Here is a 12633-nt window from a genome sequence, read left to right as displayed (position 1 = left end):
GGTTATAAAATATAATGTTAGTTATCAATTAAAAGTTTTAATTGATAACTAAAGAGTAATTAGCAAATACTTTTGTTTAGCTAGGAGATTCTTGTGCTTATTAAAATTGGGAAAGTATTTATTCTTTTTTTCTTTTTAGTATCTGTTTTGTCAATTTTTATATATTTTTTAAACCTATCTTCTATGGAAAATGGTTTAGTTTATGAATTTGATGTTGAGAAGGGATGGGGGGTTAAAAAAATAGCTAAAGAATTGAAAAAACAAAAATTAATTAAATCCGAAATGCTTCTTGTTTTTATTTCGTATATTTTTGGTAGTGATAAACAATTTAAAGAGGGAAGATATTTAATCAATAGTGATCTTTCTACATTTGAGATATATAAAGAGTTTTTAAAGGGGGCTTCTAACGTAAATATTGATGTTACAATACCTGAAGGGTATACTAGCAGAAGAATTGCTTTTAAGCTTAAAGAATTTGCTGTCATTGATGATGTTCAAGATTTTATTTTTTTGATCAACGAAAAATCGTTTATTTATGAGCTTGGGTTTAATTACGACTCTCTTGAAGGATTTTTATTCCCAGATACTTATAAATTTTATAAGGGTATGGAAATAAAGAATGTTGTTCGTATGTTTGTAGATAATTTTTTGAATAAGCTTAAATCTATAGGCGTTCTCTTTAGTGATTATTCAAGTAAGGATTTTTACAATAGAGTAATAGTAGCATCTATTGTTGAGCGTGAGTATAGAGTTAAAAATGAAGCTTCAATAATGTCTTCGGTTTTTTATAACAGAATAAAATCTAATATGGCATTACAATCTTGTGCTACTATTGAATATATTATTACAGAGGAGTTGGGACGAAGTCATCCCAAAAGAATTTATTTTTCAGATTTAGAGATAGATTCTCCTTATAATACATATATTAATAAAGGGTATCCTCCTGCTCCAATTTCAAATGCTGGTATTATTTCACTGCAAGCAGCTTTTTTCCCAAAAAATACACAATATTTATTTTTTGTGGTAAAAGACTCCAAATTAGGTACACATCAATTTTCATCAGATTATTCTTCGCATCTTTTAGGAGCAAAAGATTATGTTAAAAATTTTATTACTAAGGATTAAGAAGTATGGAGTATTTGCAAACTACATCTTCAATTAAAGCTAAATTTGATATTGTAGCTATTGTGGAGCAATATATTAAGCTTGTTAAATCGGGGTCTACTTATAAAGGGCTTTGCCCTTTTCATGCTGAGAAAACCCCCTCTTTTTTTGTAAATCCTTTGCAAGGATATTTTTATTGTTTTGGATGTAAAAAGAGTGGAGATGTTATTGGATTTTTAATGGATATGGAAAAAATCAATTACAATGATGCTCTTAAGATTTTGTGTGAAAAATTCGGTGTTTATTATGATGATTTAAAAATAAGTAGAGAAAGTGTAAAAAAAAATGAAAATAAAGACATAGTTTCAAAAATTTACTCTTTGAATTCTAGATTAATTAATACTATTAAATTTTTTTTGAATAAAAATAAAAAAGCTTTAGATTACGTTTTAAAGAGTAGAGCAATATCTAAGGAAGTTGTTGATTTATTTGAACTTGGTTATTTACCGCTTAATGTTAAAGATGGTTTAGAGCTTCATGGCTTTTTAGTTTCAAAAGGATATTCTTCTGAAATATTGAAAAAAAGTGGTTTATTTTCAAAAATAAACCCCAAAGCTTCTATTTTATCTCAAAGGTTAATTTTTCCAATTAAAGATTTTAAAGGAAACGTTGTTGGTTTTGGGGGTCGAGATTTAGATGGAAAAGGTTCTAAGTATATTAATTTAAGTGAAACTGAAGTTTTTAAAAAAAAGGAGCTTCTTTATGGATTTTATGAGGGGCTTGATGAGATTAAATCTACAAAGTCAGTCATATTAGTAGAAGGATATATAGATGTTCTTGCTTTTTTTACATCTGGGATTAAAAGAGCAGTATCTACTCTTGGTACTTCTTTTTCAAAAGAACATCTGGTTTTGATTCAAAGATATGCTGATGAGATAATATTTTCTTTTGATGGCGATGATGCTGGACTTTCTGCAACTTTAAAAGCTTATCAAATTTGTTTGCCATTTAATATTAATGTTAGTGTTGTTAAAATGGATTTTGGTCGTGATCCTGCAGATGTTCTTAAAAGTGAAGGTGAAAGCTCTTTGCAGGAAATTTTAAATAATAGATGCGATGTTTTTGACTATCTTTTAGATGTTTATTCTAATAAATATGATTTAAATAAAACTGTAGATTTAAATGCAATGATTAATTTATTTTTAAACTTGATAAATTTATCAAAAGTAGATACCCAGAAAAATATTTTTTTAGACAAGTTAAGTAATAAACTTGGTATTGGTGTGACAACTTTATTAAAAGATTATTATAGGATAAAAGAAAGATTTGCAGTTGACAATAATAAAAGAAATTTGTATGCTCATAATGATGATTCTTATGAGAGGTATCTAATAGTAGCTTTGTTGAAAAATTTTAGTTATTTTAGTATAATAAGGCGCAATATTATTGATAGTGATTTAATTGACGTCGATGCCAGAAAAATTTTTATGTGCTTTGAAAATTTATTTGAAAATAATGAAGATTTTTCATTAATGGATTTAAAAAGAAATTTAAAGGATAACTATAAAATTAGTGAGTTTTTTTTTGAAGAAATCTTAAATTCTGAATTTGAAGTGGATGATGAGACGCTTGTGCATGTTTTACTTGCAATCAAGAGAAGAAAATTAGATTCTCGTGTTTTACTTTGTAAAAAAAGATGTGTTGAGGACTCTTTGGTAAATGCTAAGATCCAAATAAATGAGTTAATGTTTTTAAATATGCAGAGAAAAAATTTAAAAATCTACATAGACGATGTTCCAGGGAGTTAAGTTTTGTCGGATTTGGAAAAGAAATATTCGAAGCTAATAGAGAGTATTATTACTCATGTAGGAGATAGAAAATCTCTTAGTTTTAGTGAATTATCAAATTTACTTCCCGATGACATATTAGAACCAGAGATCCTTGATTGTATTTGCTCAGTACTTGAGGATAGAGGAATAAGGTTGGTTAATAAAATTTCAGAATTAGATCTGGTTGGCACCGAAGATGGAAATGATGAAGAGGAAGAAGTGGAGATTGCATCTGATAGAAGCTTTATGGTCTTAGATGATGGTTTTCAAAGTGATGAAGAGGATGTTGATATTGATGTCAAGCTTGATGATTGTGATGAAGAAGGCATTTCTATTAAGGATGATTTGGGTTCAGGGTATATTAAAAGTAATGTTTTAAAAGATAGTCACTCAGAAGATCCAATAAAGCTTTATTTAAAGGAAATAGGAAAAGAGTTCTTATTAACAGGAAATCAAGAGGTTGAACTTGCAAAGCAAATGGATTCTGGGGAGAGTATAATTGAGAATATTCTTAAAAATGAGGGACTTGTTATAGAAAACTATTATAATCTTGTTAATACTATTTATTCAAGAATGGAAAGGGAAGAATTTTTTAAAAGAGAAAAAGATAGGGATAAAGAGAGTAACCCTGATTATTATAATAAAAAAAAAAGAATTGCCTCTTTTTACAAAATTCCTTTAAAACCAGTCCAAGATCGTTTAATAAGTTATGTAGATAATAAGCATAGGGTGTATGAGCTTGGGGGTGATATTTTTGAAAAGAATTTAAAAAAGGAAAGATTAGCCTTAAAAGAGCTTTTACGAGACATTCCTTTATATCAAGATGAGCTAAGGATTTTTTCAGATGATTATATTGACTCTGCTAACAAAATAAAGGATTTGCAAAGACAACAAAGAATAATTCTAAGCAGGTTAAAAATTGAAAAAATAAGAGATTTAAGGGTGCTTGGAAGAGATTTGACTATTGCTGAAAAAAAGATAGAGATAGAAAAATCTCTTAAACTAAAAGAAGATGCTATTAAAGAGCAAATTACAGAAGCTCAGCTTGCTCAAAAAGAACTTGAGAGAATTGAAATGTATTATGAATATCCAATGGATAAAATAATAAGTATGTCAGAAGAGATTGCCAAAGGGAAACAAATGATGCAACATGCTAAAGATCAGTTGATTAAGGCTAATTTAAGGCTTGTTGTAAGCATTGCCAAAAAATATGCAAATAGAGGACTTCATTTTTTTGACCTTGTTCAAGAAGGTAATATTGGATTAATTAAAGCTGTTGAAAAGTTTGAATATAAGAGAGGTTTTAAGTTTTCAACTTATGCTACTTGGTGGATTAGGCAGGCCATAACAAGATCTATTTCCGATCAAGCTCGCACAATTAGAGTTCCTGTACATATGATTGAACAAATAAATAGGCTTAATAGAGAAACCAGATATTTGGTTCAAGTTTTGGGGAAAGATCCCACAGATGAAGAGCTCTCAGATAGACTTGGATGGGAGCTTAAAAAGGTTAAAACTGTAAAAAGTGTTTCAAGAGAGCCAGTTTCTCTTGAAACACCAATTGGGGAAGAGGAAGATTCTGTTCTTAGTGATTTTATTGAGGATAAGGCAATAAAAAATCCTGCAAATCACACATCCTTTGTAGTTTTGCAAGATCAAATAAGAGCAATTCTTGGAACTCTTCCTGAAAGAGAGCAAGAAGTTGTGAAAATGAGATTTGGGCTTGAAGATGGTTATTCTTTAACTCTTGAAGAGGTCGGGCTTCATTTTAATGTTACAAGAGAAAGAATTAGGCAAATTGAATCTAAGGCATTAAGGCGGCTTAAAAATCCTAAAAAAACTCAAAAATTAAAAGATTATCTTGAAGATTTAAATTGAACAATGGAGGATTGATGGAGAATAATATTGATACATTAAAAAAACTTGAAGTTATATATAAGTCTAAATTTGAGCTTGAGGAAAGGCGAAAAAGTATTCCTAAGTATTTAGAGATGAAAAAAATTCAGATTGAAGAATTATCTAAAGTTCTTATTGATTTGCAACAAAAGTTTAAGGAATATCAAAAAGAAGACTCTGCTTTAAAGTTAGATATTCAAGATATTAATTCAAGAAAGAGCAAGGCAGAAGAAAAAATTGATAGCATTAAAACGCAAAGAGAATATGAGGCTCTTGAAAAAGAACTTCAGGTTATTATTGACGATGAAGTTACAATTAGAAAAAAGATGACACATGTTAATGGACTTAAAACTAAAATAGAAAAGGAAATATTAGATGTCAACGAGAAGCATAGTAAAGAAGAAGAATGTTTTAAGTCTGAAAGCAATAGTTTGGAGTTAGAGCTTTTAGAAATTAAAAAGAAACTTTTAGAAATAGAAAGTGAAGAGTTAAATTGCGCTTCTAAAATGAATGAAGATTTTTTATTTAAATTTCAAAGAATAATAAGAAATAAATCAAACGGAGTTGTGCCTTTAATTAATAATGTTTGCAAAGGTTGTCATATGATACTTCCTATTGAATTTGCAAATAAAGTAAGACGTGAGCCCAACGATATTAAATTTTGTCCTTATTGCAGTAGAATACTCTATTATCAGGATAAAATTCGAATAAGTGATGAAATAATTCCTGGTAGTTTGGCAGATCTTGTTGAATAAAATTTGTTAATTTGATACTTTTTATTTAAGCTGACAGTCAGCCATCGCTTAGTTTTATAATAATTAAAGCTTAAGAGGAAAGTCCGAGCTCCAATAAGAACATAATGCTAGGTAATGCCTAGGGGTTTTAAACCTAAGAAAGTGTCGCAGAAAATTACCGCCATAAAAGGTAAGGGTGAAAAGGTGGGGTAAGAGCTCACCGCTTATTTAGCAATAAATACAGGCAAGATAAACCTCATTAGGAGCAAGATCAAGTATGTAAGCTTTCTTTGTTCTTGAGGATATGCTTACGGGTGGATCGCATGATTTTTTTAGCGATAAAAAAACAAGAGAGATGATGGCATAGTACAGAACTCGGCTTATGGGTGTCAGCTTAATTTCATAAACCTAAAAGAGAGTTTTAAATGGAAATAAGATATTTAAGATATATTTTTTATTCATTTATGATTTTCATTTTTATTTTTTTAATTTATTATATTTTGTCATATTTTAAATCTTTTTCTAATTCTTATTTAAAAGCAGGGCCAACACAGGTTGATTTGCTTTTGCTGTGGGATAAAAAAGAATATAAAGAAATAATAGATTATGCTGAGAATGATATTAAAAATCATAGATTTGATTTTAATTTAAATTTGCTTTTGGGATTTTCGTATTTTTATTATTCTTTAATAGTAAATGAAGGATATTTAAAAGGAGAATTTTTAGATAAATGCATAGAAAGATTAAGATTTTTAATTTCTATAAATAATGGAGTCTCTATAGGCCCTTTGTATTATATATTAGGAAAGGCATATTCTCATAAAGGAGAGTTTTATAGTGAACTTGCTGTAAAATTCTTAAAGAAGGCTTTAAGTGTTGATAATTTTGATTTCATGAACATTAAAGAAGATATTTTTGAATATTTGGGGTATTCGTATCAACTTTTAAAGGATTACAAGTCTAGTTTGAAGTTTTTTGAAAAAGCTTATAATGAAAATAAATCTGATTTAGTTCTTTGGAGTTTGGCTTATGTTAATTATAAGCTGAATGATATAAACAAAAGCGTCGAGTATATAAAAAAAATAATAGAGGAAGAGAAAGGGAAATTGTCAAAGGGTGAGAAAACGGATGAAAATTTAATTCAAAAGGTATATTTGCTTTATGGAGACATTCTATTAGATAAAGGTGACTATGACAATGCTTTTAATTACTATAACAAAGTTCTAGAAATTAATAGTTCAAATTCTAACGTTTATGTTAAAATAGGAGATATATATAGGAAGAAAGATAAAGATTATCCTAAGGCTAGGAAATACTGGAGAGAAGCTCTCAATCTTAATCCTTATTTAGAAGCAGCAAGAGAGAGGCTTGGAATTACTTTGGAAGATTTTTAGGGAGGTTGATTTGAATTTGTTTAAGTCTTTTTTGATAGATATTGGTATTGATCTTGGAACATGTAATACGTTAGTTTATATTAAAGATTATGGTGTGGTTATGAGTGAGCCTTCTGTTGTTGCAATAGATATTACTAAAGGTAATAAAGTTGTTGCGGTTGGTCGAAATGCTAAAAAAATGCTTTGGAAAACCCCAGAAAATATTAAAGCTGTGCGCCCGCTTAGAGATGGAGTTATTGCTGATATTGAGAATACGGAGAAGATGATTAAATATTTTATTAATCAAATTTTTTCTCGTAAAAAATTGTTTTTTAAGCCAAGAATGGTAATAGGTGTTCCAACTTGCATTACAGAGGTCGAACGAAGAGCTGTAAAAGAGAGCGCAATGAATGCTGGTGCAAGAGAAGTTAAGGTAATAGAAGAATCTCTTGCAGCTGCTATTGGATCTGATATTCCTATTTTTGAACCTACAGGACACATGGTGTGTGACATTGGAGGTGGAACTACAGAAATATCGGTTATTTCTCTTGGCGGTATGGTTGTAAGTAGAGCTATTAGAACTGGTGGTGATGAATTTGATGAGAGCATAATAAAGTATATGAGAAATTCTCATAATATTATAATTGGTCAACAAACAGCAGAAAAATTAAAAATTAAGATAGGAAATGTATATCCTGATATTCAAAATTTGAGGGTAGAAAAAATAGATATTAAGGGTACAGATGCTGTAACTGGTCTTCCTAGAAAGCAACTTGTTGATTCTATGGAAGTAAGAGAGTCTTTACAAGAGCCCATTAATATTGTTGTGGATGAAGTTAAGCGCACTCTTGGTGCAACGCCACCAGAGCTTGCTACAGACATTGTTGAGCGCGGTATCATTTTGACAGGAGGAGGAGCTCTTCTTAAAGGTTTAAATAGGCTCCTTTCAAAAGAGACCGGAGTTCCTGTTTATGTTGCAGACAATCCGCTTCTCTCTGTGGCTGTTGGTGCTGGGTTATTTTATGATTATGCTAATAGAATAGATATTAGTAAGAATATTTACAGTTTTATCAATGAATAAGTTATGAATTTTCTTGTCAAATTCAAGAATTTTATCAAGGTACTTTTAGTATTGATAGTTTCTCTTGTTTTTATGATTTATGATTCAAGCAGTATTCAAAGGAGAAAACCTGATAATTTTTTGTTTTTTACTCTTAATTCTTATATTCAAAGTAGAATGCATGGGATTTTTAGTTTTATTTCCAATGTTTTTAAAACTGTAAATGAATATAAGAATTATAAGGACAAGATAGAATTTTATAAAAAAAGGATACAACAGCTTGAAATAGTAACTCAGAATATACAGTCACTAAGGCAAGAGAATGTTCGTCTTAAAGAGCAATTAAATTTTTATTCATCAAGTTCTAGCGATTTTATTTCAGCAGAGATTATATATCTGAATTATTCAAATATATCGACATTAATGGCTATTAATAAAGGATTTAATGACGGGATAGAAAAGGATATGATAGCGGTTGCATATCAAGATGGATTTAGTGGTCTTGTAGGCAAAGTTGTAAAGGTTTATTCTAATACTGCTAAAATTTTACCTTTGACTAATTATGAAAATTTTGTGTCTGCAAGGATTCAAAGTAGTAGGTTTATAGGTCTTATAGAAGGCAATGGTTATGGTAAAAAACTTGAAATGAATTATGTTAATAGACTTGCTGAAAAAGATTTGAAGATAGGCGATTCTATTGTTACTGCTGGATTTAGTGAATATCCGGTTGGCATTTATATTGGAAAGATTACAAATTTTCATATTCTTGATTATAATTCTCTTTTAAAAATAGAAGTAGAGCCGGCGATAGTTTTAGATAAACTTGAGTATGTTTTTCTTGTTAAAAACAATAAAGAGATTAGTGAATAATGGCAGCATTTTTTTCATATTTTATTTCTAGCGCATTTTTAGGTAAAATTTTTCAACATTATTTTGCAACTTATTTTTATTTTTCAATAGATATTTTTTTAATTTTTCTAGTTTTTAATTCTTTAAATTTTATTTTTAATGTGGGCCTATTATCTAGTATTTCATATGGTCTTCTTATGGATTATTTTACAGGATTGCCACTTGGGTTTTTTGTTTTTGGGTATACAATAATATTTTATTTTAACAATAAAATAAAGTTATTAATGCCTAAAAATATGCTTAGCATGACAATATTTTTTATTTTTTCAAAAGTTATATTATGGTTTTTGGCTATTGTATTTTATGATTTTATAGATTTAAAATCTTTTAATTATTCAATTTTTAACCTTGACCTCGTTGTAAATATAATGTTTATCAACTTTTTATATCCAATTCAAAATTATTTTACTAAAAATTTTCATTCTTTTAAAGAGGATTATTAGTGGGTGTTATAACAAATTTTAGATACAAGTTTGGCATATTATTTTTAATAGTAATTATGGTGCTTTATCTAGCAATTTTATTTCAAATGCAAATTGGTAAGCATTTGTTTTACGATAGAGAAGCCAATGTTTTTTTATCAAGATTGGAAAAAATCAATGCTTCAAGGGGCGAGATTTTAGATTCTAATTACAATATTTTGGCAAATAATTTAACTATGTTTATTTTAAAGATAAGTTTGCAGCAGTATTATAATATGCCGGTGGCTACTAGAATTGAGATGATAGACTTTTTATCAAGCACTCTAGATATTGATAAATCAATTATTTTATCTAAACTTCAAGAGCCTGGTGGATATCTCAAAGATGTTGAAATAATGGAACTTACCCCAAAGATGTTATTTAAAATTTCTGAAAAAAAGTTTTATTATCCTGCTCTTTTATGGACCTATTCTTTTAAGCGTAATTATTTAGTTGACGATTCATATTCGCATTCAATCGGCTATGTTGGACAAATAAATCAAAGAGAGCTTAGAACTTTTTATAATGTTAGTGGGTATGATAATACTTCTACGATTGGAAAGTTAGGCATTGAACAAGTTTATGATAATTATATTAGAGGGCAAGAGGGTTTAATTAAATACAAAGTGGATTCCAAGGAGAGAAGAATAGACGACGGTTCTATTATAAAGAATATGGTGCCAGGTAATAATGTTGTACTTAATATTAATAAAGATATTCAAGATCTTGCTAAGAATGCTTTAGGCAAAAGGTATGGTTCTATTGTGGTATTAAAGCCATCAACAGGCGCTGTTCTTGCTCTTCATAATTATCCTTATTATTCTATGAGAGATGTTTATAATAAATATAATAAAGAAGATTACTCTTTTTTAAATAAAGCAATTCAATCTGTTTATCCACCAGCATCTATTTTTAAATTGGTTGTTGCTGCTGCTATTCTTGAGGAGAGAGTTATAGATAAAGATCGTAAAATTTATTGTCCTGGATATTTTAAAGTTGGAAATAGAATTTTTCATTGTTGGAAGCCTGGGGGTCATGGGTATGTTAATTTAGAGGAAGCGATTGCACATTCTTCTAATGTTTATTTTTATACGCTTGGACTTAAGTATCTTGGGGTTGATAGAATTAGAAAATATGCAAAAGAATTTGGGTTTGGAGAAAAAACAGGAATTGATTTACCAAATGAAGTATCTGGTCTTCTTCCTAGTCCTGAGTGGAAAGAAAAAACTTTTAATCAGTCTTGGGTAGGAGGAGATACTGTAAATTTTTCAATAGGTCAAGGATTTTTAAATGCCACTCCTATGCAGATTGTTAATATGGTTGCTATGATTGCAAACGAAGGTGTTGTATATAAGCCCAGAATTGTAAATAAAATTTTAAAGGGCGGTACGAATGAAGTTATTCTTGAGAATAAGCCAGAAATATTAAGAAAAACAAATCTTATTAGTAAGAACACATTTAAGCTTCTAAAAAAATATATGAGAAGTGTTGTAACTTATGGTACAGCAAGATATGCGGTTCTTACGAAAGCTGTTAAGGTTGGGGGTAAAACAGGTACTGGTCAAACCGGTATAGATGGTTTTGAAAATAGTTCTTTTATTGGACTTGCTCCTTATAACGGTTCAGCTGACAATCAAATTATTGTTTTTAGTTTGGTTGAAGCAAAGAGCAATGTAGATTGGTGGCCTGCAAAATCTACAGATTTAATAATGCAAGGTATTTTTGCAAATCAAAGTTATGAGGATATTCTTAAAGGGTATAAGCCATGGTATCTTAGGTAAATTAATGGTTTTTAGAAAAAATTATGATTATTTAGCTTTGATAAGCTTACTTATAGTTTCTTTTGTTGGTATATTATTGATTTATTCTAGTGATTATAATATTAGTGGGTCTTTAACTAAGAATGAATATATAAAACAAACCTTTTGGGTAATTATTGGATTTTTTCTAATTTTTATAGTGGGTAAATATGATTTAAAATTTGTTTATAGTATAATATATCCTTTATATTTTTTATTAATATTGGCTTTAATTTTTACTGCATTTTTTGGAACTACTGTAAACGGAGCAAGGTCTTGGATTGGTATATGGAAACTTGGAGGACAACCTTCTGAATTGGGTAAAGTTATTATTATTTTAACCCTTTCAAAATTTTATACTGAAAAAAAAGGTTATAATGAATTTTTTATCTTTATTGCTGCATTTTTGTTAATTTTTCCATCGGTAATTCTTATATTATTGCAACCTGATTTTGGTACAGCGATAGTATATTTAACTATTTTTATATTTATTTCTTTTTTTGCAGGAATAGATTTACATTATGTTTTAGCATTTGCGTTGATAGGGTTTTTTTCTTTCGTTTTTGCAATTTTACCAGTTTGGTATGAATATAAGGTGAATATGGGCAATGTATTTTATCTTATATTCTCAAATCCTTTTTATTTTAGAATAGTAATGGGAGTATTGCTTTTAATACTTTTGATTTCTGTTTTAGGGTTTTTTATTACTAAATATGGTTTAAGTATTAAAATAATTTATTTTTATGTTTTTTTTGCAAGTTCTATTTTATTAATTTCAATAGTATTTTCAAAGGTCCTTTCAAAGTTAATGAAGACTTATCAGATTAAACGATTTTTAGTATTCTTAGATCCGGCTATTGATGCTAAGGGTGCTGGTTGGAATTTAAATCAGGTTAAGATAGCAATTGGTTCTGGTGGTCTTTTGGGTAAAGGATTTTTAAAGGGGCCTTATACGCATGCTAATTATGTGCCGTCTCAGAGCACAGATTTCATTTTCTCTATTCTTGCTGAAGAGTTTGGGTTTTTAGGCGTTAGTACTATTTTAATATTATTTTTTTTCCTTTTTTTTAAATTTTTGATAATAATGAATAAATGTCAAGATAGGTATATGGCTTTAGTAATATCTGGAATTTTAGGACTTTTATTTTTTCATACTTCTTTTAATGTTGGAATGTCTTTAGGGGTTCTGCCTATTACTGGGATTCCTTTCCCTTTCCTATCTTATGGGGGTTCTTCTACTATTACATTTTTTTTAGCAATGTCTTTTTATTTTAATATTGAATCAATAGTTGCTATGGATTGAGACTTTATTTTTAATTTTTTTGTTTTCTTATCTCTATTTTTTTAGAAAATTTTTTTGTATATTTAAATTTAGTAATTATAAATATTTGAGGTACGTATTTTTACATAAAAGTGATGAATGTGAATTTTAATTTTTTAATAAAAATAGAAATATTAAAGGTATTAT

The 12633-nt window shown here is 28.7% G+C and carries 10 protein-coding genes and 1 other RNA gene; all 11 read left to right on the top strand.

The genetic code is table 11. The annotated features are described in order from the left end of the window. The first annotated feature begins 93 nt into the window (after nt 1–93). A complete protein-coding gene (gene mltG / locus HNP63_RS00685; RefSeq protein WP_004789812.1) occupies nt 94–1125 on the top strand; it encodes an endolytic transglycosylase MltG in 1032 nt (343 codons plus the stop codon). Between the two features lie 5 nt (nt 1126–1130). Then, nucleotides 1131–2912 (top strand): DNA primase, encoded by a 1782-nt coding sequence (dnaG, locus tag HNP63_RS00680; RefSeq protein ID WP_048830690.1) that lies wholly within the window; start codon nt 1131–1133, stop codon nt 2910–2912. 3 nt (nt 2913–2915) lie between these two features. Further along, nucleotides 2916–4811 (top strand): RNA polymerase sigma factor RpoD, encoded by a 1896-nt coding sequence (rpoD, locus tag HNP63_RS00675; RefSeq protein ID WP_011601180.1) that lies wholly within the window; start codon nt 2916–2918, stop codon nt 4809–4811. Nucleotides 4812–4825: 14 nt separating this feature from the next. After that, nucleotides 4826–5584, top strand: coding sequence for a zinc ribbon domain-containing protein (locus HNP63_RS00670; RefSeq protein WP_004789572.1), 759 nt, complete (start codon nt 4826–4828; stop codon nt 5582–5584). Nucleotides 5585–5610: 26 nt separating this feature from the next. Further along, an RNA gene (rnpB, locus tag HNP63_RS00665) (RNase P RNA component class A) lies at nt 5611–5964 on the top strand. 24 nt (nt 5965–5988) lie between these two features. Beyond that, nucleotides 5989–6957 (top strand): tetratricopeptide repeat protein, encoded by a 969-nt coding sequence (locus tag HNP63_RS00660; RefSeq protein ID WP_004789828.1) that lies wholly within the window; start codon nt 5989–5991, stop codon nt 6955–6957. Between the two features lie 10 nt (nt 6958–6967). Continuing rightward, complete coding sequence (locus HNP63_RS00655) at nt 6968–8017, top strand: rod shape-determining protein (protein WP_004789620.1); 1050 nt, start codon at nt 6968–6970, stop codon at nt 8015–8017. Between the two features lie 3 nt (nt 8018–8020). Beyond that, nucleotides 8021–8866, top strand: coding sequence for a rod shape-determining protein MreC (gene mreC / locus HNP63_RS00650; RefSeq protein WP_011601183.1), 846 nt, complete (start codon nt 8021–8023; stop codon nt 8864–8866). Next, nucleotides 8866–9348, top strand: a complete 483-nt coding sequence (locus HNP63_RS00645) for a hypothetical protein (RefSeq protein ID WP_015055766.1) — start codon at nt 8866–8868, stop codon at nt 9346–9348. Before mreC ends, HNP63_RS00645 begins: the two co-directional genes overlap by 1 nt. Continuing rightward, nucleotides 9348–11147, top strand: coding sequence for a penicillin-binding protein 2 (gene mrdA, locus HNP63_RS00640; RefSeq protein ID WP_183226970.1), 1800 nt, complete (start codon nt 9348–9350; stop codon nt 11145–11147). Before HNP63_RS00645 ends, mrdA begins: the two co-directional genes overlap by 1 nt. A gap of 4 nt (nt 11148–11151) precedes the next feature. Then, nucleotides 11152–12468: a rod shape-determining protein RodA gene (rodA, locus tag HNP63_RS00635; RefSeq protein ID WP_011601185.1), complete on the top strand. Its 1317-nt coding sequence runs from the start codon at nt 11152–11154 to the stop codon at nt 12466–12468. The last annotated feature ends 165 nt before the right edge of the window (nt 12469–12633 follow it).

Source organism: Borreliella afzelii, from assembly GCF_014202295.1.
GTDB lineage: Bacteria > Spirochaetota > Spirochaetia > Borreliales > Borreliaceae > Borreliella > Borreliella afzelii.
Note: the sequence above shows the minus strand (reverse complement) of the source record. Positions and strands in the feature narration are given on the sequence as shown.